The 22,262-nt window shown below is 64.0% G+C and carries 23 protein-coding genes; 3 read left to right on the top strand and 20 right to left on the bottom strand.

Annotated features, from left to right (window positions below; all coding sequences use genetic code 11):
* The first annotated feature begins 35 nt into the window (after nucleotides 1-35).
* Nucleotides 36-920: an MBL fold metallo-hydrolase gene (locus tag XH96_RS10725; RefSeq protein WP_194392462.1), complete on the top strand. Its 885-nt coding sequence runs from the start codon at nucleotides 36-38 to the stop codon at nucleotides 918-920.
* Nucleotides 921-1,206: 286 nt separating this feature from the next.
* On the opposite strand, the gene XH96_RS10720 is transcribed toward XH96_RS10725, so the two are convergent.
* The 15 genes from XH96_RS10720 to XH96_RS10650 form a co-directional block, all read right to left on the bottom strand.
* Nucleotides 1,207-2,244: a patatin-like phospholipase family protein gene (locus tag XH96_RS10720; protein WP_194392461.1), complete on the bottom strand. Its 1,038-nt coding sequence runs from the start codon at nucleotides 2,242-2,244 to the stop codon at nucleotides 1,207-1,209.
* Entirely contained in the window at nucleotides 2,241-3,170 is a 930-nt protein-coding gene (locus XH96_RS10715) for a polyphosphate kinase 2 family protein (protein ID WP_194392460.1), read from the bottom strand. The genes XH96_RS10720 and XH96_RS10715 overlap by 4 nt, the downstream gene beginning before the upstream one ends.
* Complete coding sequence (locus XH96_RS10710) at nucleotides 3,130-4,149, bottom strand: branched-chain amino acid ABC transporter permease (RefSeq protein ID WP_194392459.1); 1,020 nt, start codon at nucleotides 4,147-4,149, stop codon at nucleotides 3,130-3,132. The genes XH96_RS10715 and XH96_RS10710 overlap by 41 nt, the downstream gene beginning before the upstream one ends.
* Nucleotides 4,146-5,027 carry a branched-chain amino acid ABC transporter permease gene (locus XH96_RS10705; RefSeq protein WP_028177144.1) on the bottom strand — a complete coding sequence of 294 codons (882 nt, stop codon included), beginning with the start codon at nucleotides 5,025-5,027 and terminating at the stop codon, nucleotides 4,146-4,148. Before XH96_RS10705 ends, XH96_RS10710 begins: the two co-directional genes overlap by 4 nt.
* Nucleotides 5,028-5,032: 5 nt before the next feature.
* Nucleotides 5,033-5,737: an ABC transporter ATP-binding protein gene (locus tag XH96_RS10700; protein ID WP_194392458.1), complete on the bottom strand. Its 705-nt coding sequence runs from the start codon at nucleotides 5,735-5,737 to the stop codon at nucleotides 5,033-5,035.
* 3 nt (nucleotides 5,738-5,740) lie between these two features.
* Entirely contained in the window at nucleotides 5,741-6,508 is a 768-nt protein-coding gene (locus XH96_RS10695; RefSeq protein WP_194392457.1) for an ABC transporter ATP-binding protein, read from the bottom strand.
* 15 nt (nucleotides 6,509-6,523) lie between these two features.
* On the bottom strand, nucleotides 6,524-7,846 hold the full coding sequence (locus XH96_RS10690; protein WP_194392456.1) for an ABC transporter substrate-binding protein: 1,323 nt from the start codon (nucleotides 7,844-7,846) through the stop codon (nucleotides 6,524-6,526).
* A gap of 94 nt (nucleotides 7,847-7,940) precedes the next feature.
* A complete protein-coding gene (locus XH96_RS10685; protein ID WP_194392455.1) occupies nucleotides 7,941-8,645 on the bottom strand; it encodes an NUDIX hydrolase in 705 nt (234 codons plus the stop codon).
* A gap of 30 nt (nucleotides 8,646-8,675) precedes the next feature.
* Nucleotides 8,676-9,701, bottom strand: a complete 1,026-nt coding sequence (locus XH96_RS10680) for an ABC transporter substrate-binding protein (protein ID WP_194392454.1) — start codon at nucleotides 9,699-9,701, stop codon at nucleotides 8,676-8,678.
* Between the two features lie 227 nt (nucleotides 9,702-9,928).
* Nucleotides 9,929-10,702: an anti-sigma factor gene (locus XH96_RS10675; protein WP_194392453.1), complete on the bottom strand. Its 774-nt coding sequence runs from the start codon at nucleotides 10,700-10,702 to the stop codon at nucleotides 9,929-9,931.
* The gene (locus XH96_RS10670; RefSeq protein WP_194392452.1) at nucleotides 10,699-11,217 is read right to left on the bottom strand and encodes a sigma-70 family RNA polymerase sigma factor; all 519 of its coding nucleotides are present in this window, start codon (nucleotides 11,215-11,217) and stop codon (nucleotides 10,699-10,701) included. The genes XH96_RS10675 and XH96_RS10670 overlap by 4 nt, the downstream gene beginning before the upstream one ends.
* Nucleotides 11,218-11,256: 39 nt before the next feature.
* On the bottom strand, nucleotides 11,257-12,726 hold the full coding sequence (locus XH96_RS10665) for a YncE family protein (protein WP_194392451.1): 1,470 nt from the start codon (nucleotides 12,724-12,726) through the stop codon (nucleotides 11,257-11,259).
* Nucleotides 12,727-12,737: 11 nt separating this feature from the next.
* Complete coding sequence (locus tag XH96_RS10660) at nucleotides 12,738-13,274, bottom strand: DUF305 domain-containing protein (RefSeq protein ID WP_194392450.1); 537 nt, start codon at nucleotides 13,272-13,274, stop codon at nucleotides 12,738-12,740.
* 101 nt (nucleotides 13,275-13,375) lie between these two features.
* Nucleotides 13,376-14,164 (bottom strand): ABC transporter permease, encoded by a 789-nt coding sequence (locus tag XH96_RS10655; RefSeq protein WP_194392449.1) that lies wholly within the window; start codon nucleotides 14,162-14,164, stop codon nucleotides 13,376-13,378.
* Nucleotides 14,164-14,982, bottom strand: coding sequence for an ABC transporter ATP-binding protein (locus XH96_RS10650; RefSeq protein WP_194392448.1), 819 nt, complete (start codon nucleotides 14,980-14,982; stop codon nucleotides 14,164-14,166). Before XH96_RS10650 ends, XH96_RS10655 begins: the two co-directional genes overlap by 1 nt.
* A 278-nt stretch (nucleotides 14,983-15,260) precedes the next feature.
* On the opposite strand from XH96_RS10650, the gene XH96_RS10645 reads away from it, so the two are divergent.
* Both XH96_RS10645 and XH96_RS10640 read left to right on the top strand, forming a co-directional pair.
* Nucleotides 15,261-16,043, top strand: coding sequence for an ABC transporter ATP-binding protein (locus XH96_RS10645; RefSeq protein ID WP_194392447.1), 783 nt, complete (start codon nucleotides 15,261-15,263; stop codon nucleotides 16,041-16,043).
* Complete coding sequence (locus tag XH96_RS10640; protein WP_194392446.1) at nucleotides 16,040-17,599, top strand: ABC transporter permease/substrate-binding protein; 1,560 nt, start codon at nucleotides 16,040-16,042, stop codon at nucleotides 17,597-17,599. Before XH96_RS10645 ends, XH96_RS10640 begins: the two co-directional genes overlap by 4 nt.
* Nucleotides 17,600-17,739: 140 nt before the next feature.
* Here the strand turns inward: XH96_RS10640 and XH96_RS10635 are convergent, their stop codons facing one another.
* The 5 genes from XH96_RS10635 to XH96_RS10615 form a co-directional block, all read right to left on the bottom strand.
* Nucleotides 17,740-19,452, bottom strand: coding sequence for a sulfatase-like hydrolase/transferase (locus tag XH96_RS10635; protein WP_194392445.1), 1,713 nt, complete (start codon nucleotides 19,450-19,452; stop codon nucleotides 17,740-17,742).
* Nucleotides 19,453-19,687: 235 nt separating this feature from the next.
* A complete protein-coding gene (locus XH96_RS10630; protein WP_194392444.1) occupies nucleotides 19,688-19,897 on the bottom strand; it encodes a hypothetical protein in 210 nt (69 codons plus the stop codon).
* A 67-nt stretch (nucleotides 19,898-19,964) separates the two neighbouring features.
* The gene (locus tag XH96_RS10625) at nucleotides 19,965-20,459 is read right to left on the bottom strand and encodes a hypothetical protein (protein ID WP_194392443.1); all 495 of its coding nucleotides are present in this window, start codon (nucleotides 20,457-20,459) and stop codon (nucleotides 19,965-19,967) included.
* A 44-nt stretch (nucleotides 20,460-20,503) separates the two neighbouring features.
* A complete protein-coding gene (gene ilvC, locus XH96_RS10620; protein ID WP_036006621.1) occupies nucleotides 20,504-21,523 on the bottom strand; it encodes a ketol-acid reductoisomerase in 1,020 nt (339 codons plus the stop codon).
* A 133-nt stretch (nucleotides 21,524-21,656) separates the two neighbouring features.
* On the bottom strand, nucleotides 21,657-22,259 hold the full coding sequence (locus XH96_RS10615; protein WP_194392442.1) for a LysE family translocator: 603 nt from the start codon (nucleotides 22,257-22,259) through the stop codon (nucleotides 21,657-21,659).
* Nucleotides 22,260-22,262: the final 3 nt, after the last annotated feature.

Genomic DNA, 22,262 nt, shown 5'->3' with positions numbered 1-22,262 from the left:
CTCTGTCGCCCTCGTTCATTTCCGGAAAGCCAGAGATGAAAGCATCATTTTGCATCGCTGTTCTCGCCGCCCTCGTCACCGGATCGGCATTCGCGCAGACCCCGCCGCAGACGTCCACCAGGAAGGTCGACGGCACCGACAACGTCTACATCTTCCGCTATGGCGGCCATCAGGCGATGTTCGTGGTGACCCCGCAGGGCGTGATCGCGACTGATCCGATCTCCTATTTGCGTCCCGCAAAACCCTATATCGACGCGATCAAGGCGGTCACCGATAAGCCGATCAAATACGTCATCTACAGCCACCATCACTACGATCACATTGCCGGAGGCCAGCCCTTCAAGGATCTCGGCGCGACTTTCATCGCGCACCGCAAGACCAAGGAACGCCTGCTCGAGCTGAAGAAGCAGAAGTCTCTGCTTGCGGACGTCGTGATGCCGGATCAGGTGGTGGATGACAGGAAGAGCATCACGCTCGGCGGCACCACGCTGGAGCTGAACTATGTCGGCCGCAATCATTCCGACAATTCGCTGGTGATGCGGCTGCCGAAGGAAAAGCTCGTCTTCGTGGTCGATTTCGCCCCGATCGAGCAGGTCCAGTTCCGCAACATCCCCGACAACGCTTCGCCGCTGGAATATATCGCCTCGCTGAAGAAGCTGGCGTCGCTCGACTGGGAGCGGATGATCCCCGGCCATCCCTATGCCGGCGGTCGCCTCGGCACCAAGAAGGACGTCGAGGACGACATCGCCTACATGGAGGACCTCTCCGCCGAGGTGAAGAAGGCCGCGGACGCCGGCAAGTGCTTCGACGTCGCGATGAAGGAGGTGAAGCTGCCGAAATACGAGAAGTGGTCGAACTACGAGTCCACGCTTCCGGCCAATGTCGAGCGCTTCTGCTACTGGTGGGCTCGCGGGTATTGAGGTGAGTCTACAGCGGGCCGTGAGGTTCAGGATAGGCAAAGGCGCGAGAGCGCCGTGCCCGCCATCCTTTTCGCATGAACAATAGTGGCAATAGTGGCCACGCTTCGCCCACCGTACCGGTCCGCGGCGATCATGACATCATGCCCCTGTTTTGCCCGACGAGTCAAACGGCTTCGCCAAATCCGCAAAAGCACGAGCTGCCCTCGCCAAATCATTGATTCCGCTGGCACGGGCTACTGTGCATGGGGTTGTTTTCGGACTTTCTTGTCGATGCAGGCGGGGCAGCCTAGAGAAACATGTCCGCCAGGTCGACCGTCGAGGATTTTCCGATCTGGTCGAAGTGTCGTGCCAGCCAGCTTCGTGCCGCCTCGCGGCCCTCGTCGCGCAGTCGGCACAACAGGCTCCACTCGGGATGGAACTGCGTGGCGGTGCCGAGCTGCGACATCAACTGGTCGTTGCCGATCCAGTGCATGTACATGCGACTATGCCTGTCGCTGTCGAGCTCGCCGTCGTCGATCAGCCGCGTGGCAAAGGCGATCGCGCGCATCTCGCGCATCAGGGACGAATTGAAGCTGATCTCGTTGATGCGGTGGAGCACGTCGGCTGCGCTGGTCGGCAGCTCGTCGCGCCGGATCGCCGTGACCTGCACGATGATGACGTCGTGACTGCCCTTGCGGTAGATCAGCGGATAGATCGCGGGATTGCCGAGATAGCCACCATCCCAATAATGCTCGCCGTCGATCTCGACGGCCTGGAAATAGGGCGGCAGGCAGGCCGAGGCGAGCACGGTCTCCGCCGTGAGCAGCGGGCTCTGGAACACCTTGATCTTGCCGGTGCGCACGTTGGTGGCGTTGAGAAACAGCTGCGGCGCCTCGGGCGAGGAATTGAGCAGGTCGAAATCGACCACGCGCTGCAGCAACGCGCGGAGCGGATTGAAATGAAAGGGATTGAGCAGGCCCGGCGGCAGCGTGTGCGTCAGCGTATGGATGACGGCGTGGACCGGATGATATTCCGGCGGCAGCCTCAGCGCCTGGATCCACTGGTTCAGCGGCGACATCAAATCGTACGCCATGTCCATGCGCGACACTTCGTACCAGAAAGCGTGCAGGCTCTCCCGCGCGGCCTCAGCACCTCCGTGCGCCATGCCGGAGGCCATCGCAACCGCATTCATGGCGCCCGCACTGGTCGCGCTGATCGCCTCGATCGCGAGCCTGCCGTCCTCGAGCACCTGGTCAAGCACGCCCCAGACGAAGGCGCCGTGCGCGCCGCCGCCCTGGAGCGCGAAATTGACGGTCTTGCGGTCCGAGGTACGGTTGGCTGTCACTTGGCTTTCTTCCTGCCTCCTGTCTCCTCCTTCTCCAGCGCCTGGCGCACCTGCTCGAACTCTTGCAGCGAGGCTTTGTCGGCGCGGGGAAAGCGCAGGTCGAGCTTTTCGAGCGTCGCGTTGATCACGGAGCCGATCACGACACGGGCGAACCATTTGTGGTCGGCGGGCACGACGTACCAGGGCGCGTGGGGCGTCGCCGTGTGGCGAACGATGTCCTGATAGACCGCCTGGTAGCGAGGCCACAGCGCGCGCTCCTTGATGTCGTCCATCGAGAACTTCCACTGCTTGGCCGGATCCTCCAGCCGCTCGAGGAAGCGCTTGCGCTGCTCCTCCCTTGAGACGTTGAGGAAGAATTTCAGCACGACGGTGCCGTTGCGGCAGAGATAGCGCTCGAAGGCCGAGATGTCCTCGAACCGCTCCCTCCAGATGTGCTTGGTCACGAGCTTTGGCGGCAGCTTCTCCTTGGCGAGAATCTCCGGGTGCACGCGCGTCACCAGGCATTCCTCGTAGTGGGAGCGGTTGAAGATGCCGATACGCCCGCGCTCGGGCAGCGCGATCATATGGCGCCAGAGGAAGTCATGATCGAGTTCCTTGCTGCTCGGTGCCTTGAAGGCATGAACCTCGCAGCCCTGCGGATTGATGCCCTCGAAGATCGCCTTGATCGCAGAATCCTTGCCGCCGGCGTCCATCGCCTGGAACACGATCAGGAGCGACCAGCGGTCCTGCGCGTAAAGCTTCTCCTGAAACTCGATCAGCCGCTTCTTGTTCGAATCGAGGACCGCCTGCGCCTTCTCCTTGTCGAGATCGCCCCTTTCGTCGGTCTTGTGGTCCTTGAGGTGAAACTTGCCCGAACCATCGTGGCGGAATGGCGAGATGTAGCGGTCAAGTTCCTGGGCGAGCGATTTGGACGGCTTCTTGTTCATGAGCGCGGGGCACCTTGCGTTGCGGCTTCAATCGGTCGAGCAAGCTACCAAGGATGCCCTTGGGAAGGAATATGATGAAAAGGACGAGCAGCACGCCGTAGACGAGGTTGTCCCAGCCGACCGCCTTGGTGCCGAAGCCGATGCGCAACGTCTCGGCCAGCAGAATGGTGATGATGGCGCCGACGGTCGGGCCGAGCGAGACGAACAGGCCGCCGACGATGGCCGCGAACACCATCTGGAGCGACACCGCGATGCCGCTGACCGTGTCAGGCGTGATGAACATCTGGTACTGGCAATAGATCGCGCCGGCGAGCGCCGTCATCAGCGCGCTGAGCAGCGTGATCTTCAGCTTCTCCGCCGTGACGTCGACGCCGGCGGCGGCAGCGGCATCCTCGTCCTCCGAGATCGCATCCAGCGCATAGCGGGCCATGCTGCGATCCACCCAGTGCCAGACCACGATGCCGAACAGCCAGATCCCGAGCGCGATCAGGTACCAGGTCGTCTTGTCATCGAATTGCAGCGCCAGCAGCTTGTTGCCCGAGGTCCGGTTCGGCGTGTAGCCCAGCGAGCCGCCGGTGTAGTCGCGTGTTGCGGTGATGACCTGGAGCACGATGCCGGAGAGCGCCAGCGTCACCAGCACGAAATAGTGCCCGGTGATGCGGAAGCGGAAGCAGGGATAGCCGACGATCAGCGCCAGCGCGCCCGCCGCGACCATGCTGATGGGGATGCCGATCCAGGGCGACAGGCCGAGATGATTCCAGAGCAGCGCCGTGACATAGGCGCCGATCCCCATGAAACCGCCATGGCCGAGCGAGACCAGGCCGAACCGCCCCATCATCGACCAGGAGGTGTAGGCGAACGACCAGATCAGGATCAGCACCAGGATGTGCAGATGATAGGGATCGCGATAGACGAAGGGCAGCGCGACCAGCGCCGCCAGGCCTATTCCCCAGGCTGCAAGCCGCCCCTGCCCCATCATCGGCGCCTCGCAAGCAGGCCCGCGGGCCGGATGAACATCATGACGATGAAGAAGGCGAAGGCGAGCACATAGCCCCATTCGAGATCGGAGAACAGCCCGCCGAGCGAAATGATCTCGGCGAACACGAAGGCGGCGATGAAGCCGCCGATGAAATTGCCGAGCCCCCCGAGCACGCAGATCAGGAAGGTGATCGGCCCGAAGGAGAGGCCGACGAAGGGATGCACGTCGTATTGCAGCACAAGGAGGCAGGCGGCGAGCCCGGCCAGCGCGCCGCCGAGCGCCGAGGTGATGAGATAGATCCGCCTGGTATCGACGCCCATCAAAGCCATGATCTGCCGGTCCTGCGAGATGGCACGGATCGCAGTGCCGGTGAAGGTTCGCGTCATGAACAGATAGACGGCGACCATGCCAACCAGCGCCGCCACGAACGATAGCAGCCGTGCGTAGCTGAAGTTCATTTCGCCGAAGGCAAGCACCGGCAGGCGGATGCCGAGATTGCGGAAGTCGATGCCGAAGGCGACCGTGGCAAAGCTCTGCAGTACGAACAGCACGCCGCCGGTCGCGAGCAGCTGGTTGATCGGCGGCGCGGTCAGCAGCGGCGCGATCACGAGGTAGTGCAGCGCCGCGCCGAGCACCGCGACCAGCAGGATGGTGAGGGGCGCGGCGACGAAATAGCTGATCCCGTAGTACTGCACCATGAAGTACATGCCGTACATGCCGATCATCACGAGCTCTGCATAGCAGATCCAGGTCACGTCGATGACGCCGAAGATCAGATTGAGGCCGAGCGCGAGCAGCGCCAGCACGCCGCCGAGCAGGATGCCGTTGATCACGGCCTCCAGCAGGTAGATGTCGAAAATGTCCAGGAACGCCTGCATGCCCGTCACACCCCGAGATACGCTTCCTTGACCGTGTCGCTCGCCAGCATCTCGGCCGAGGTGCCGGAGGCGCGGATCGTGCCCGCCTCGATCAGATAGGCCCGGTCGACCACTTTCAGCACCTGCTGCACGTTCTGCTCGACGATCAGCACGGTCAGCCCGCTGGCGCGGATCCGTTTCACCAGCTCGAACACCTGCTGCACCACGACCGGCGCGAGCCCCGCCGAGGGCTCGTCGAGCAGCAGCAGCTTCGGATTGGACATCATCGCGCGGCCGATCGCGCACATCTGCTGCTCGCCGCCGGACATGGTGCCCGCCATCTGGTGGCGGCGCTCCTTCAGGCGCGGGAACAGCTCGAACACGACTTCGAGCCGCTCGGCATAGTGCCCGCGCGCCTCCTTCATGAAGGCGCCCATCTTGAGATTGTCGTCCACCGTGAGCTGCGGAAACAGCCGCCGGTTCTCCGGCACATGCGCGATGCCGAGGCTGACGATCTTGTGCGAGGGCGTCGCCACGAGGTCGATGCCTTCCATTCTGATCGAGCCGCGCGAGGGCCTGATCAGGCCGGAGATCACGCGCATCAGGGTGGTCTTGCCGGCGCCGTTCGGGCCGATGACGCCGACGGCTTCGCCGGCCTTCACATCGAGGCCAACGTCGAACAGGGCCTGGAAGGTGCCGTAGCCGGCATTGACGCCGCGAAGCTCCAGCATCGGCTACCCTCCCGCGCGGCGGCGCGCTTCGGCGGCCGCGGCCTGCGTGGTCTCGGCATCGGTGCCGAGATAGACCTCGATCACCCGCGGATCGCCGGCGACCGCACTCGGCAGGCCTTCCGATATCTTCTCGCCGTGATCGAGCACCATGACGCGATCGACGACCCGCATCAGCACGCCCATGATGTGCTCGACCCAGATGATGGTGATGCCGAGCTCGTCGCGGATGTTGCGCAGCATGTCGGCGGCCTGATCCATCTCGGCCTCGTCGAGGCCGCCGAGGCTCTCGTCGGCGAGCAGCAGCTTTGGCGCGGTGGCGAGCGCTTTTGCAAGTTCGAGCTTCTTCAAGCCGGCAGCCCCGAGGCCATCGACGCTGGCATGGCGATCGGTCGGCAGGCCGACCATGGCGAGCGAGCGCTCGGCCGCCTCTTCCGCCCTGGCGCGGCTGTGGCGGCCCTGGCCGTAGAAGCCGGCGAGCGCGACATTCTCGAAGATGGTCAGGCGGCGGAAGGGGCGCGGAATCTGGAAGGTGCGGCCGATGCCGCTGTTGATGATCCGGTGCGGCGCGAGGCCCGCGATCTCGTGGCCGGCGAAAACTATCGAACCTGATGTCGGCGCCAGCGTGCCGGAGAGCATGTTGAAGATCGTGCTCTTGCCCGAGCCGTTGGGACCGATCAGGCCGAGGATCTCGCCCTCGTCGACCTTGAAGGACACGTTGTTCACGGCGGTGAAGCCGCCAAACCGCTTCACCAGCCCGTTCACCTCCAGCACCGCCGCTCTCCGCCGCTACTGGTTGCTGTAGGTGGTGCCTTTCGGCAGCGGCAGCACGGCCTCGCGCTGCGCCTGACTCTTGGGCCACACCACGTAGGACTTGTCGTCGACGTACTGGATCACGACGGGGAACGAGCGCTCGTTCTGGCCGGCCATGGGCGAGCCCTCGCCGTGGAATTTGACGCCGAAGCCGAGCATGGTGCCGCCTTCGGGTATGTCGGTGTCGAGTGCTGCCTTGCGCAGAGCGTCGGGATCTATGCCGCCATATTTCTTGATCGCTCGCGGCAGTACGTCGGTCAGGAACAGGTAGGTGTTGGACGCAGCCATGCCGACATGAGCCGAACGGATGGCGATGCCCGGCTTGCGCTTGTCGAACTCCTCGCCAACCGCCTTAATGATCGGCGGCAGCTTCGGATCCATGCTCTTCTGGTTGGCGAGCCAGATCGAGATCGGATCGGTGTTGAAGACGTAGTTTACATCGGCGCCCAGGCCCTCCTTCAGTTTCTCATAGACCCCGTAGCCGGCGCCATGCCCCACCAGCGCACCGAACTTCAGCCCTTGTTCGCGGGCTTGCCGGAGCAACAGGGTGATGTCGGGATTGTAGCCGGTGTGGAAGACCACATCCGGCTTGGCCCGCTTCAGCTTGGTGACCAGCGCAGACAGATCCGGGGCCGTGGCCGAATAGCCTTCCCTGAGCACGATGTTGAAACCGGCCTTCTTGGCGCCGGCCTCGTTGCCCTTGGCGACGTCGACGCCGTAGGCACCGTCCTCGTGGATGATCGCGACGCGCAGATCCTTCGGATCCTTGCCCAACTTTTCCTTCGTGTTCTGCGCGATGAAGTCCATCGTCATCATGCCGAACTGATCGCCGGAGGCCTGCGGGCGAAACACGTATTTGTAGTTCTTGTTCTCCAGCACCGCCGACGAAATGCAGGTCGTGATCCACATGAACTTCTTCAGCTGCTCGACGCGCGCTGCCACCGGCACGCACTGCGCCGAGGAAAAGAAGCCGAGCAGCATGTCGACCTTTTCCTGCTCGATCAAACGGATCGCTTCGTTGATGGCGACGTCCGGCTTGCTCTGGGCATCGGCATAGATCGCCTCGATCTTGTAGCCCTCGACGTCCTTCGCGCTGTACTGGTCCAGCATGATCCTGGCGCCGGTATATTGCAGCTCCGAACCGCCGCCGGCGAGCGGGCCGGTCAGATCATAGATGACGCCGATCTTGAGCTTCTTCTCTTGAGCCTTGTCTTGGGCCTCGGCGGACACCGCCAAGCCCGTCGCCGATACGGCGATCAACAGCCCACGTACCAAACGGGCAGCCATGCGCAGGCGCATCAAAACCTCCCTGGACGATTGTGCATCGCATTCTTGTTGGTTTTGCTTTTTACCCATCACATGGGCTGAGCGCGGCGATGTCAAGCCTCGCGCATCAGCGCGAGGCGAACTGGCGCTCGACGAAGGCCGTGACAAATCGCGGCATGGACGGCCTCAGATCACCCATGTCGCGCACGAGATGAATGGCCGACAATTCAGGCTCGTCGTCACGTGCGAGATTGGCTTCGATCCGGGCGCGGGCTTCGTCGCCCGGCATGTCGAGGTTGAGGATCTGAATCATCGCAATCGCGCGGCCGGAGACGACGCAGTGCCAGTCCGCCTCCGCCGCGTAGTCATCGGCGGTCAGCCCGGTCTCCTCCGCGATCTCGCGGACGACGCTGCCGGGAACGTCGAGGGCGCCCCCCCTGACGTCGCCGAGGTCGGGCGTGCCCGACGGGAAATAGATGCGGCCGGCATTGGCGGTGTGCTGTCCCATCTCGCCCATCACGAAGGCGCCGTCGGTCGTGCGCAGCGCCCCCATGCCGAAACCGTTGAACACGGCCGTATCGGGGAAGCCCCAGTCGCGCCAGGCAAGGAAGCTGGCAAAATCGGTCTCGAAATAGGTCGCGGCGAAATGGTCGCCCGTGAACACGGGATCGCGGCCAAGCAAGACGCGGCCGTTCCAGATCTTCGGCCGCTCGCGTTGCTTCTCGGCGAAATGCGCCGCGATCTCCGTGCGCCGTTCCTCCGCGAACGGCCACACGACCGGCCGCACCGCAAGATCAAGCGTCGTGACGCGATGAATGACAGGTGACGTCATGACCGGGCGATTACCACGCCTTCGCGTCGGCTATTTGGCACTTCCCGTGGTCTTCTTGGCCTGCTCGACGAATTTGTTGGTGAAGGTCTTGCTGACGTCGATCTTGGCGTTCGCGACCTCGGGCGAGCCGACGCTGAACACCGCGAGCACGGCATCCGCGCCCTTCGGATCCATCTTGCCGGTCTCCGAGAACATCGGGATCGTGTTCTTCAGCGCGGCGAGATAGAGGTCCTTGTTCTTGCCGACCGTCTCCTCCGGCATCTTCGCCATGATCTCCTCAGGGCTGTGCGAATGGATCCAGGCCAGCGTGGCGAGGATCGCGTTGGTGAGCGCCTGCGTTTCCTTCTCGTGGCCGTTGATCCAGGCCGCGGTCGAGTACAGCGCGCCGCCCGGATATTCGCCGCCGAACGTCTCGAGCGTGTCCTTCTGGGTGCGGGTGTCCGAAAGGATGCGCAGATCCTTGTGGCTGCCCTGAAGCACGGTCACCGAAGGATCAAGCATCACGGCCGCATCGATCTGGCCCTGCTGCATGGCAGCGACCGCTGTGGCGCCGAGACCGACGCCGATCACGGCGACGCTGGTGGGATCGAGTCCGTTCTTCTTGAGCATGTATTTCAGAAAGAAGTCGGTGGAGGAGCCGGGCGCACTCACGCCGACCTTCTTGCCGGCGAGGTCCTTGACCGACTTGATGTCGTTGGTGCGCGAGGGTGCGACCACCAGCACGAGGCCGGGGTAACGGTCATAGACCACGAAGGACTGGAGCTCCTGCTTCTTGGCCGCGAGATTGACGCAATGGTCGAAATAGCCGGAGACGACGTCGGCGCTGCCGCCGAGCACGGCCTTCAGCGCGTCCGAACCGCCCTTGAGGTCGACCAGCTCGACATTGAGGCCCGCCTTCTCGTATTCGCCGAGCTGCCTGGCCAGCACCGTGGGCAGGTAGCACAGGCAGGAACCGCCGCCGACCGCGATGGTCACCTTGCTTTGCGCCGCGGCAAGCGAGGTGGTGAGCGTCAGCGCGAGCAGCGCGCCGGCGAGCCTGGCAATCGTGTTTTTCATTGGTGTCCTCCGTTCGGCCGGCGGCACCATAGAGCAGCGGGACGGGCTTGAGAAGCACTGCCTGGGTGGGCTGGCCATCGGCCTTTCGGCGCAACAGCGTGCCCGGACAAGAGCAATTCCCGATGGGGAGGATCAAGACGCCGCCGCAGGCGCCCGACGACGTCACGCTGCGGGATTGAGCCCTCGCGATTGGACTCGCGGCGATGCTTGGGCCCGCTTCGTGACCGCTAGATCGGGCGCGACTGCTTCCGGATCTCGTTCGCGATCGGCTTGAGGGTGTCTGTCGGAAGCTGGCCGACGAGGGTATAGCCGAGGCCGTCCTCTATCCAGGCAAAACCCGCGACGTCGCCGGACGACTGCGGCATCATCGGCGTACCCTGATTGCGGTTGATCATCGGACGCGTCAGTACCACGAGGCGATTGCCGCGATCGTCGTCGTACATGAACATCGCGGCCGGACCGTGCGAGGTAGCGACCAGGCGCCCCCCCATCAGCCGATAGCCCGAGACGGAGAGGTCCGGTACCCTGACCGGCTGTTTCAGCCGGTTGGATATCCATTGCGTGAGCTCTGCGCTGTCGGACGCCCGTATCTCGACCGGGCGCACGCGATCCGGTGCGTAAACGCCATAGGTATAGGCTGCTTCCTGGGCCAACGCGGATAGTCCGTTCGAGCCATCCTGCAGTACGCTGCGCATGGTCCATCCGCCGAGGCCTCCGATACCCAGAAGCAACATCGCAGCGATTGCCCGCCATGCCCACAGGGGACGGCGCTTGCGGCTCTCGATGATGTGCGGCAGGTTCAATTCCACGGGCAATGGCTCGTCGGCGATTGACGCGAGCGCGCCACGCAGCTGCTCGCGCTGGTTGGCGAAGCCCGCAACGCGGTTGGCGACATCCGGATGCTCGTCCAGATAGGATGCGACCTCGGCGCGACGCTCGGGCTCGAGCGCCTGGTCCACATAGGCATGGAGATCATCTTCCGTGATCGGCCGCTGGTTCATTTCAAGCTCCGCAATGCGACGACGTTCCTCGGCCCCACCGCATCCATCTCCTGCTGCAACCGCTCCCGTGCGCGCGACAGGCGCGACATCACCGTACCCACGGGAACGCCGAGAACTTTCGCAGCATCCGCGTAGGAGAGATCCTCGACTGCGACCAGCAGCAAGACCGCCCGTTGCTCTTCCGGCAGTCGCGCAAGCTTGCTCAGAACGTCCCGGTAGATCAGTCTTTGTTCCTGCGCTGCCGCGCTGACAAGCTCCTGCTCACCCGCATCGTCGATCGGCATATGCCTTCCCCGCGCTGTGGCCTGGCGGAATTGCGTGATCGCAAGATTGTGAAGGATGGTGAAGAGCCAGGCGCGGACGCTGCCATCGCGCCGCTGATGCCAGCGGCTGACGGCGCGCTCCAGGCAGTCCTGGACCAGGTCGTCAGCCGCCGCGCGATCGCGCATGAGCGCACGCGCATAGCGGCGGAGCGCGGGGATCAGCGGCTCGACCTGAACCAGCATATCCTTCATGACGCGCTCCGCCTCATCTCGGTTGATGCCCGCAAAACGTCATCGCGCCTCGATTTGAATGACGTCGCCCGGCATAGCCGCATCGCCGGACGCAATCACCAGATATCGCTTGGCAGCCGCGGCAGACTGGTCGACGATCTGCCGGATCGGACCGGTCGCGTTGACGATGGCCGATCCGGCCGGATTGGTCATGAACGCCGCCAATGGCTGCAGCGGCCCGCTTCCATCGCCATGGTCCGCCAGCGCCAGCACATATTTCTGCCTGGGCTGAAGTCCCGTCACCGAAGCCTGCAGGACCTGTATCAAGCCCTGATCGAACAACGACACGCTGGTCGGCGCCTGGCCGCCCCCTGCACCACCCTTCGATACAAGCGCGAGATGAGCAACCTGGCCGGCAAGGCCGAGAGCCTGCAGGTTCTGGCGGTCATCCGGGTCAGGCGCGGCGTTCGGGACATAGGCGATCGCCTGCGGCGCCTGGCCGATCGGAACGTTGGCGATTACCTTGTTGGTCGCCGTATCGATAGCCGCAAGCGCGTCGGCATTCTCCAGCCCGACATAGATGCGGGTCCCGTCGCCGGACGGCCACACACCGTGCGGAAGACTACCGACCGGGATCGTCGCGACCTGCGAGAAGTCGTCGGTGCGGAACACCTTCACTTCGTTCAGGCCACCGACGGTGACATAGGCAAACGTGCCCTTGGCCGTATGCGCGAAGTTGACGTGATTTGTGATCGGGCCGGTTTCGATGGTCTTGATCGCATTGAACGGCGGCCTCGCGTTGAACACCTGGGTCCGGCCCACGTCTTTCAGCGTGAACCACACTTGGTTGCCATCCGGCGTCGCCGCGATGTTCGGACAGAATGGGCTCTCCTGCTTCACCCTCGCGATGATCTTGTGTTCGGCAACAGCGACCACGTCAGTCTCGGGATTGAAGGACGAGCAGATGTAGCCGTACTTGCCGTCGGGTGAGAAAATCTGCATGCCGGGCCCGTTCGGGGTCGTGATGCGGGCTTTCTCCTTGAAGCTGGTCGGGTCGATGACGGAGATGTAGTTTTCGCCGCGGACGGTGACCCACACCTCCTTGCCGTCCGGCGTGTAGAACGCCTCGTGTGGCGACCTCCCGACGTAGGTCACGTGCTTGACCGTGTTGGTCGCGGTATCGATGAAACTCACGGAGTTCGAACCGATCGAGACCACGGCGAGCGTCTTGTGATCCGGCGAGAAGCCCATGCCGTGCACGAGGACCTGGCCCTTGTAGAGCGGACTGAAATTGCCGGGTTGCGGGTCGCCCAGCCGGATCACACCAAGCAGCTTGTTGTCGACGGGGTCGGTGACCGAAACCGTATTCGAGAATTGTTCTACGGCGTAAACGCGGTCGTGATGGCTGATCGGAATATCGGGGGCGGACAGCGCGCCGGGTGCCTGCCCCGCCCACGCAGCGGATCCGCTTGCAAGCATCGTGGCGGCCAGGAAAATGCTTCTCACAACCCTGCATTTCGATGTGCTCATGTATGTCGCTCCTACTTCTTCATTCCGGCGGGCATATCCATCTGCATGCCCGAATGATGATGAACGTTGGCAACCGGAGCGGATGCCGGTTGCGTCGGAGCAGGTGCGGTATCCGTGGCCGGCTCGCCTATGGCGAGCTTCATGGCCGCGATCTCCTGCATCTGATCGACGATAATCTCCTGGGCAATGCGCCGCAGCTGCTCGTTCTTGCCATAGCGCAGTTCGATGACCGCCATGTCGATCGCGCCCTGATGATGCGGATTCATCATCGCGACGAAGTCGCGATCGACATCGCCGGTCGGCTTGACCGCCATGTCGTTCATCATCTTGGTCATGGCGGCTTCATTTTCTTCCAGAAAGGCCCGTTCCTCCGTGCTCAGCGCAGCCGGCGGGCTGGCCGGATGGGACTCATGCGCGAACGCGAGCGGAGGCACCGCGAACGCGACGAGAAGGCGCGCGGCGAGGAACGCCGCGCCGAAGCCGGACCTGGGCCATCGACATCTGGCTGAGAGCGCCGCTACGGCGCAGCGAAACTGTGACGGGTACATCAAGAACTCCCATGCGGGTGGTCGCATGGGGGTTTGACGCGCGGCCGCGCGTTCTATTCCGGCCTGCCGATCACATAAATGTCAGCGCGCAACGAGGCGGCTTAACCCCGCCCATCCGACGCGGCCGGCCGCCACACCAGCAGCCGTCGCTCCACCAGCGTGACGCCAAAGTCGATCAGGATGACGAAGGCTGACAGCACGAACATGCCGGCGAACACACCGGCAACGTCGAACACGCCTTCGGCCTGCTGGATGAGATAGCCGAGGCCCGCAGCCGAGCCCAGATACTCGCCGACGACCGCGCCGACCACCGCGAAGCCGACCGACGTGTGCAGCGAGGAGAACATCCAGGACAGTGCCGAAGGCCAATAGACATGCTGCATCAGCTGGCGTTCGCTCATGCCGAGCATGCGGCCGTTGTCGAGCACGGTGCGGCTGACCTCTTTCACGCCCTGATAGACGTTGAAGAACACGATGAAGAACACCAAGGTGACGCCGAGCGCGACCTTGGACCAGATACCAAGCCCGAGCCACAGCGCGAAGATCGGCGCCAGCACGACGCGCGGCAGTGCGTTGACCATCTTCACGTAGGGGTCGAACACGGCGGCGACCAGCGGCTGGCGCGCGAACCAGAAGCCGACCAGCACGCCGCCGAGCGATCCGATCACGAAGGCGAGGATCGATTCCGCCAATGTGATGCCGAGATGCTTCCAGATCACGCCGGACGAGAACCATTTCACGATCTGGCTGAACACGTCGAATGGGTTGGAGAAGAAGAACGGCGGCAGCAGGATCTTGCCGAAGACGGGAACGGTCGACAGCACTTGCCACAGCACGATGCAGACGACCGCGACCAGGATTTGCAGCGCAAGCAGCGTCGGACGCGACATCAGACCGCCTCCGCGGCGTGAGTGGATTGCGCGTAGCCCTTCATCACCTCGTCCTTGAGCACGCTCCAGATCTCGCGATGCAGCGCATGGAATTCCTTGTCCAGCCGCACCTCGAAGATGTCGCGCGGACGCGGCAGGCTCACCCGCCAGTCGCCGATGATGCGCGAGGACGGCCCGGCCGACATGATCACGACGCGGTCGGCGAGCGCGATCGCCTCTTCCAGATCGTGGGTGACGAACAGCACGGCCTTGCGGTCGGCGTTCCACAAGTCGAGCAGCAGGTTGCCCATGACCTGGCGGGTCTGCGCATCGAGTGGCCCGAACGGCTCGTCCATCAAGAGGATCTTGGGATCGCGGATCAGCACCTGCGCCAGCGCCACGCGCTTGCGCTGTCCGCCGGAGAGCATGTGCGGATAGCGGCCCGCAAAGGCGCCGAGGCCGACGGAGGTCAGCCATTTTTGCGCCCGCGGCAGCGCATCAGTGCGCGGCGTGCCCTTGATCTCGAGCCCGATCGCGACATTGTCGAGCGCGGTCTTCCACGGGAACAGCGCGTCGGCCTGGAACAGGTAGCCGGCATCCCGGTTCAGCCCCGCCAGCGGCCGGTCGAAAATCCGGACGCTGCCGGCGGCGGGCTTGAGCAGCCCTGCCGCAACGTTGAGCAGCGTCGATTTCCCACAGCCGGTCGGGCCGACGATGGCGACGAACTCGCCCTGGGCGACCGTGAGATGGGCTTTCTCGACCGCCGTATAGACCCGCCCGTCCCCGAGGCGGAACGCGACCTTGGCATCTTCCAGCGCCACTGCCGTGGGCGTCGTCATGTGCTTCCTCCGAATTCAGGCCGATGCCTTAGCCGCTCGCGCGGCCAAGTTCAATCAAGGCGCCAAGCGTGCTACGCATGGGTCCCGGGGCGCTCTTACCCTCCCCTGGAGGGGGAGGGTCGTTGGGCATGCAGCGAAGCGAAATGCACAACGGGGTGGGCTGACGGTCTCTCCGCGTCGAACACTGCCCGTGTTGAGAGATCACCCCACCCCGCCCGCGCTTCGCGCGAGCGACCCTCCCCCTCCAGGGGAGGGTAAGGAAGAATGAGCCGCGTCGGATGCCATCCAAACCAGCCATCAGCTACCAGCACGTCACCAGGAGCTTCGGCTCTCTCAAAGCCGTCGACGATGTATCGCTCGAGATCGCCGAGGGCGAGTTTGTGGCGATCGTCGGCGGCTCCGGCTCGGGCAAGACCACGCTGCTGCGGCTCGCCAACCGGCTGATCGAGGCCGATGGCGGCACCATCACCGTCGAGGGCGAGGACGTGAGAGACGTCGATCCGGTCGCGCTGCGGCGGCGGATCGGCTACGTGTTCCAGAGCGGCGGGTTATTCCCCCATTTGAGCGTCGCCGACAATATCGGGATCACACCGAGACTGCTGGGTGTGTCGGCGGCGGATATCGCGGCACGTGTCGACGAGTTGCTCGAGCTGGTGCAGCTCGACCATGCTGCGCATCGCGACCGTCTGCCGGAAGCGCTCTCCGGCGGCCAGCGTCAGCGCGTCGGCGTGGCGCGGGCGCTCGCGGCAAGGCCTCGCATCGTGCTGATGGACGAGCCGTTCGGCGCGCTCGATCCTCTCACCCGCGATGCGCTCGGCGACGACTATCGCTCGCTGCATCGCAAGCTGGGGCTGACAACCGTGATGATCACCCATGACATGACGGAGGCTATCTTGCTCGCCGACCGCATCGCCGTAATGCGGGGCGGACGACTGCTCGCGCAGGGCACGCCCAATGAGCTCGCCAAGAGCGGCGACGACTACGTGCTGGAGCTGCTGCGCACGCCGCGGCGCCAGGCTGAGCGGCTGAATGCGCTGTTGCCGCAGAGCGGTGCGGCATGAGCCTCCTCGCCGATCCACGCTGGGGCGAGGCGCTCGCGCATCTGCCCGACTACCTCGGCAACCATGTGCAGGTCAGCCTTGCCGCACTGGCGCTCGGTCTCGCCGTCAGCATGCCGCTGGCGATCCTCACGCGCAATCGCCCGGCGCCGCGCGGCATGCTGCTCGCGTTCGCCAGCATCGTGCAGACCGTGCCGGGACTGGCGCTGCTTGCACTGTTCTATCCGCTGCTGCTCGCGGCGGCCTCGGTCGCGCTGACCTGGTTCGGCGTTTCCTTCTCCGCCTTCGGCTTCCTGCCGGCGATGCTGGCGCTGGCGCTCTATTCGATGCTGCCGGTGCTGCGCAACGGCATCACCGGGCTCAACGGCATCGACCCCGCGCTGATCGAAGCCGCTAAGGGCGTCGGCATGACCGGACGCCAATCGCTGCTCTTGGTCGAGGTGCCGCTGGCGCTGCCGGTGATGATGGCGGGCATCCGCACCGCCGCAGTCTGGGTGATCGGCACCGCGACGCTGTCGACCCCGATCGGGCAGACCAGCCTCGGCAACTACATCTTTGCCGGGCTGCAGACCCAGAACTGGGTGTTCGTGCTGTTCGGCTGCCTGGCCTCGGCCCTGCTCGCGCTCGCCGTCGATCAACTGCTTGGCCTGATCGAGAACGGTCTGCGTCGTCGCAGCCGTCTGCGCGCAGCGCTCGGCTGCGTCGGGATCGCAGCTCTCGTTGCCGCAACATTGGTGCCGACAATGGGCCGCTCCTCGCAGGGCTACGTCGTCGGCGCCAAGACATTTGCCGAGCAATATGTGCTGTCCGCGCTGCTCAGGGACCGTCTCCAGGCCGCCGGCCTGTCCGCGACGGCGCGCTCGGGCCTCGGTTCGAGCGTGATCTTCGAGGCGCTGAAGGCCGGCGACATCGATCTCTATGTCGACTATTCCGGCACGCTTTGGGCCAACCAGCTGCATCGCAGCGATATCAAGCCGCGCACCGAGCTGCTCGCGGACCTCAAGACAGCGCTCGCCAGGGACAACATCACCCTGCTCGGCGACGTCGGCTTCGAGAACGCCTATGCGCTGGTGATGCCGAGGAAGCGCGCCGAGGCGCTCGGCATCCGCACCATCACCGATCTCGCCGCACACGCATCGACGATGTCGATTGCCGGCGACTACGAATTCTTCTCGCGGCCCGAATGGGCGGCCCTGCAAAAGGCTTACGGCCTTTCGTTCCGCGCCCAACGCCAGATGCAGCCGGATTTCATGTATGCGGCCGCCGCCAGCGGCGAGGTCGACGTGATCGCCGGCTACACCAGCGACGGCCTGATCGCGAAATACGATCTCGTCGCGCTGGACGATATCAGGCACGCCATCCCGCCCTACGACGCCATCCTGCTGCTCGCGCCGAGACGCGCCGATGACGAGCGACTGCAGGCGGCGCTGAGGCCGCTGCTCGGTAGGATCGACATCGCCAACATGCGCGAAGCCAATTTGCGCGCCGGCGGCAACGATGCGAACTCGTCGCCGGATGCGGTGGCGAAGTGGCTGTGGGGCAAGGTGGGCGGGCGTTGAGATTTTCGTAGGGTGGGCAAAGGCGTGGAGCGCCGGGCCCACGTCTTTGAATACGGTTGAGAGGTGGTGGGCACGCTTCCGCCTTCGCTCTTCGAGCTACGGCGGACAAGTCGCTTTGCCCCCCTACTCAAAGATCGGGACTACAGCCCCCTGATCATCCCCGCGTCGATCAGCAGCCGGTTCAACCGCCGCGCCTCGGCGCCGTCCTTGCAGCCGTAGAAGATGCCGTTGCAGCGGAGCATGATGTCCTTCTGCTCGGCGAACGAGGGATCCAGCGGGATGCCGGCAGCTTCCTGGATCACCAGCGGCAGATAGGGGCCGTCGATCGTGTCCATCACGGCCGCGCTTTTCACCGGCTCGAAATTGACGGCGTCGATCGCGTAATAGGTCGCGTAGAGCCGCGGATCGTAATTGTCCAGCTTCTTGCCGAGGGCGCCCTCGTCGAGCCCGGGCTCGAGGATCTGCGGTGCGAATTCCGGCTGGTGATCGCCGTAGCGCACGATCAGGAAGGGCTCACCCGGAAATTTCTTCTTCAGGCCTGCGACGAAGGCCTTGTACTGCTCGGCGCTGATCGCCTGCCGGCGCAGATATTCGTCGATGGACGGCACATTGCCCGGCCCGCGCCAGTTCGGCAGCAGGTCGGGACGGAAGCGCGTCTCCCAGGGGAAATGATTGGCGCCGAGATAGATGAAGGTGAACAGCGGCTTGTTCGGCGGCTGCTGGCCCATCAGCTGGAGCGCCTTGTCGTAGAAGAAGCTGTCGGGTTCGACATCCTTCGCGCCGAGATCCTTCGCATCGAGAAAGCGCTCGATGCCGGTCGTCATCTGGAAGCTGCGCGCGCCCATGAAGCCGCCGTTGGCGGGATAGAGCGACAGCGTCTCGTAGCCACAACGTCGCAGCGCCAGCGGCAGGCCGCGCTCAACCCGGCTCGAGGCAATGCGTGTCACGAAATAGGCGAAGCGTCCGAACGAGCGCGAGGAAAGCCCCGCGAGCACGTTGTATTCGGTGAACCAGCTCGGTCCGCCATTGCTCTCGGCAAGGAACGTGCGCTGCTTGCCGTCCCAGGAGGTGAAGTGGCTGCCATAGCCCTGCGGCACCTTGATGCCCTGCGCCGCGCGGATGTCGAAGCTCGATTCATCATGGATCATGATGATGTTCGGCCGGCGGCCGGCGGGATGGCAGGCATCGACCAGCGGCATGTTGAGCCGTTCATTGGTCGAAGCGGCCGCCTCCATGAAGCCGTACTGCGCGAAATCCGACACCGCGCTGACGCCCGAGCGGAAGAATTTCGAGAGATAGCCGTCGTCGTAATAGCTGCGCCAGGCTTCATCCGGATGGTAGAGCGAATACCCGACAAGCCCGGCGAGGCAGGCGAGCTTGCAGGCCAGCGCCGGCAGGCGGCGGACGCGGAACGGGTCGAGCCACCACAGCGAATACATCAACGGCAGCGTGATCAGGCCGGCCAGAATCACCGACCAGCGCAAGTTCGGGAAGATCGTGAACAGGAACCCGACGGTGTCGCGGTCGATCATCATCAGGTCGATGAAATTGACCGTCATCTGCACGACCTCGTGCTTGAGCTGCGACAGCAGCACCAGCACGACGACCATGGTCAGCGACAACGCGCCCGAGAGCGCCGGCCGCCGCAACAGCGTGATCCAGAAGAAGTTCAGGATGCCCCAGGCGAGCGCAAAGGACAGGCGCGAGCCGAAATCGGTCTCGGTCTCGTACATCAGCGCGAGCGCGGCGAGATGCGGCGCTGCAACCGCGAGCAGGCGCCAGATGCCAAGCGCGGCGACGCTCGCCAGCACGGCGGTCGCGGCAGAAGGACCTGGATTGGGCGCGGACGCCATCGAAAATACGCTGAACTTCAAGTCCGGCCCGGTGACACGTCTGACCGGCCGGTCAGGGCGTCCGGCGCAGCCGGAAGCCTGCACCGTGTCATAAAACTGTAACGGAATGGTCAAGGACAGGCAACGCACGGAGCGGCCCGACCTTCGCTTAATGTTAGCGAGCGGCGAAGCTGCTACGGCTTGGCAGCGCCCGCGATGAACAGGTCGAGCACCTCTTCCGCCACCCGCTCGATTGTCACGCTCCTCCATGGGCCAACGCCATGGACGAAATGGCGCCCGGTGGAGATGATCTGGACATGCGCGGGATTGCACCGTGGTCCAGCGCAGACAAAGCGAGGCGGAACGCTTGAAAGCCGGCCAGCGGGTCGGCGGCCGGCACCGAGCCCAGCGCCGTCTCGATCTTGGCACGAAAGCGCCGCTGCGCCTCCTCTGCCACGGCCACCATCAAGGCATCGCGGTTTCGGGAAGTGCTGGAACAGCGCTCCCGCCGACACGGCAGCCGGCACGCGGCTTCACGGACGGAGATCTTGTTTCCCTCCGCCGCAAGTTGCAGCGCAGCATCGATCGGCGCGCGGCAGCCGCAGCACGGCCCCGATCAGGTGGTGCATCGGCTCCGGCGTGATCTGATGGCGCACCTTGGGACCTGCCGCGGTCAGCGCTCGGTCACGCTTTGGGCGATACGCTCGGCCGGCATGCAACGGCCCGGCGCCCAGTGGACACGAGATGAGAATGCGGATGAAGAGCCGAATCCTTGCCCCTGAAGACGCAGAGGTTTTGATGTTCGGAATGCAGCGAGAATGCGCGACAAACGCCGCGATGCCAAGAATGTGGTTTAAAATTCGGTTCTTCGCGTTCAGGCCGCGCGTCAACTTGCGAAGAATTTGAATGAAGCAGCAGTGCTTCGCGCAGAATGGAAAGAGCGAGACCACTGTTTGCGATCTCGCTCGATCATAGCCGCGAAGATTTAAGATTTGGTTTGGCGAGCAAGGTTGCGTTTCGTCCGCCATTCCGGGGCGCGCGTTAGCGCGAACCCGGAATGACGGCGTAGCCGTCAGTTCTTGCTCTTGTCGACCAGGGCGCCCTTCTTGATCCAGGGCATCATGTCGCGGAGTTTCGCGCCGACTTCCTCGATCGGGTGCTCGGCGAGCTTGGCGCGGGTCGCCTTGAACGAGGTCTGGTTGACCTTGTTTTCGAGCATCCAGTCGCGAGCGAACTTGCCGCCCTGGATGTCGGCCAGAACCTTGCGCATCTCCTTCTTGGTCTCGTCGGTGATGATGCGCGGGCCGGTGACGTACTCGCCGTACTCGGCGGTGTTGGAGATCGAGTAGTTCATGTTGGCGATGCCGCCTTCATAGATCAGGTCGACGATCAGCTTCACTTCGTGCAGGCACTCGAAATAGGCCATCTCGGGCGCATAGCCGGCTTCGACCAGGGTCTCGTAGCCGCCCTTGATCAGCTCGACCAGGCCGCCGCAGAGCACGACCTGCTCGCCGAACAGGTCGGTCTCGCACTCTTCCTTGAACGTGGTCTCGATGATGCCGGCGCGGCCGCCGCCGATGGCGGAAGCATAGGACAGGCCGAGGTCATGGGCGTTGCCCGAGACGTCCTTGGCGATCGCGATCAGGCAGGGCACGCCGCCGCCGCGCTGATATTCCGAGCGCACGGTGTGGCCGGGGCCCTTCGGCGCGATCATCAGCACGTCGAGGTCGGCGCGCGGGTCGAGCAGGTTGAAATGGACGTTGAGGCCGTGCGCGAACACGAGGGCGGCGCCCTTCTTCATGTTGTCGTGCAGGTGCTCGCGGTAGATGTCGCCCTGGAGTTCGTCCGGCGTCAGCATCATGACGAGGTCGGCCCATTTGGCGGCTTCGGCGACTTCCAGCACCTTGAAGCCGGCAGCTTCCGCCTTCTTGGCCGAGGCCGAACCCTTGCGCAGCGCAATGGCGACTTCCTTGACGCCGGAATCCTTCAGGTTGAGCGCATGGGCGTGGCCCTGGCTGCCATAGCCGACGATGGCGACCTTCTTGCCCTTGATCAGGTTCAGGTCGGCGTCGCGATCGTAGTAAACACGCATGGTCGTTTCCTCGTTCAGGGCCGAAAATCGGCCGATGGTCAGTGTCCGAAGGGTGAAATTTGCGGATTTCGGGGGCTGTCTAGAGCATTTTCAGCCCTGAGGGAAACCCGTTTCTGCATGGAAATCCGCGACATCATGCATCCGTGAAAACGGGGTAGAGGGAAGCGAGCAGCAGGACCGCCATCAGGATATTGAAGGCGCGGACTAGCCGCTCGGAGGTCAGGACCGGCCGTAGCGCGGTGCCGAACAGGGCCCAGACCACGGTCGAGACCGTACCGACGATGAGGCTGATCACGGTCTGGATGGCGATGTTGAGCGGGAATTGGGCGATCGCGGCGTAGGCGGTGATGGTACCGATCACGATCACCCAGCCCTTGGCGTTGATCCACTGGAACATCGCCGCGCCCCAGAAGGTCATCGGGCCGCGCGCCTTCTCCTCGCCCGGCTTCGCCGGACCGGACATCGCGATCACGGCGGCAAGATAGATCAGGTAGGCGGCACCGGCATATTTCAGGATGGTTTGCAGGATCGGATAGGCCAGGAACACGGTGCCGAGCCCGAGGCCGACGGCTGCGATCATGAAGGCGAAGCCGATGACGATGCCGACGATATGCGGGATCGTGCGCCGGAAGCCGTAGGTCAGGCCGGAGGACAACAGCATGATGTTGTTCGGCCCCGGGGTGAAGTACATCACCGCCATGAAGGCGAGAAAGGCGTAGAACAGCGAGTAGGTCATATT

This window comes from Bradyrhizobium sp. CCBAU 51765 (assembly GCF_015291725.1).
In the GTDB taxonomy this organism is placed as follows: Bacteria; Pseudomonadota; Alphaproteobacteria; order Rhizobiales; family Xanthobacteraceae; genus Bradyrhizobium; species Bradyrhizobium liaoningense.
Note: the sequence above shows the minus strand (reverse complement) of the source record. Positions and strands in the feature narration are given on the sequence as shown.

Bases quoted from the DNA above. Each gene is read 5' to 3' on its own strand.
- XH96_RS10655 (WP_194392449.1), bottom strand. From the start codon at position 14,164: ATGTCGCGTCCGACGCTGCTTGCGCTGCAAATCCTGGTCGCGGTCGTC.
- XH96_RS10690 (WP_194392456.1), bottom strand. From the start codon at position 7,846: ATGCGCCTGCGCATGGCTGCCCGTTTGGTACGTGGGCTGTTGATCGCC.
- ilvC (WP_036006621.1), bottom strand. From the start codon at position 21,523: ATGCGTGTTTACTACGATCGCGACGCCGACCTGAACCTGATCAAGGGC.
- XH96_RS10670 (WP_194392452.1), bottom strand. From the start codon at position 11,217: ATGAAGGATATGCTGGTTCAGGTCGAGCCGCTGATCCCCGCGCTCCGC.
- XH96_RS10635 (WP_194392445.1), bottom strand. From the start codon at position 19,452: ATGGCGTCCGCGCCCAATCCAGGTCCTTCTGCCGCGACCGCCGTGCTG.
- XH96_RS10645 (WP_194392447.1), top strand. From the start codon at position 15,261: ATGCCATCCAAACCAGCCATCAGCTACCAGCACGTCACCAGGAGCTTC.
- XH96_RS10640 (WP_194392446.1), top strand. From the start codon at position 16,040: ATGAGCCTCCTCGCCGATCCACGCTGGGGCGAGGCGCTCGCGCATCTG.
- XH96_RS10685 (WP_194392455.1), bottom strand. From the start codon at position 8,645: ATGACGTCACCTGTCATTCATCGCGTCACGACGCTTGATCTTGCGGTG.
- XH96_RS10630 (WP_194392444.1), bottom strand. From the start codon at position 19,897: ATGGTGGCCGTGGCAGAGGAGGCGCAGCGGCGCTTTCGTGCCAAGATC.
- XH96_RS10660 (WP_194392450.1), bottom strand. From the start codon at position 13,274: ATGTACCCGTCACAGTTTCGCTGCGCCGTAGCGGCGCTCTCAGCCAGA.
- XH96_RS10615 (WP_194392442.1), bottom strand. From the start codon at position 22,259: ATGACCTACTCGCTGTTCTACGCCTTTCTCGCCTTCATGGCGGTGATG.
- XH96_RS10715 (WP_194392460.1), bottom strand. From the start codon at position 3,170: ATGAACAAGAAGCCGTCCAAATCGCTCGCCCAGGAACTTGACCGCTAC.
- XH96_RS10675 (WP_194392453.1), bottom strand. From the start codon at position 10,702: ATGAACCAGCGGCCGATCACGGAAGATGATCTCCATGCCTATGTGGAC.
- XH96_RS10700 (WP_194392458.1), bottom strand. From the start codon at position 5,737: ATGCTGGAGCTTCGCGGCGTCAATGCCGGCTACGGCACCTTCCAGGCC.
- XH96_RS10625 (WP_194392443.1), bottom strand. From the start codon at position 20,459: ATGGCGGACGAAACGCAACCTTGCTCGCCAAACCAAATCTTAAATCTT.
- XH96_RS10725 (WP_194392462.1), top strand. From the start codon at position 36: ATGAAAGCATCATTTTGCATCGCTGTTCTCGCCGCCCTCGTCACCGGA.
- XH96_RS10665 (WP_194392451.1), bottom strand. From the start codon at position 12,726: ATGAGCACATCGAAATGCAGGGTTGTGAGAAGCATTTTCCTGGCCGCC.
- XH96_RS10650 (WP_194392448.1), bottom strand. From the start codon at position 14,982: ATGACGACGCCCACGGCAGTGGCGCTGGAAGATGCCAAGGTCGCGTTC.
- XH96_RS10710 (WP_194392459.1), bottom strand. From the start codon at position 4,149: ATGATGGGGCAGGGGCGGCTTGCAGCCTGGGGAATAGGCCTGGCGGCG.
- XH96_RS10680 (WP_194392454.1), bottom strand. From the start codon at position 9,701: ATGAAAAACACGATTGCCAGGCTCGCCGGCGCGCTGCTCGCGCTGACG.
- XH96_RS10705 (WP_028177144.1), bottom strand. From the start codon at position 5,027: ATGCAGGCGTTCCTGGACATTTTCGACATCTACCTGCTGGAGGCCGTG.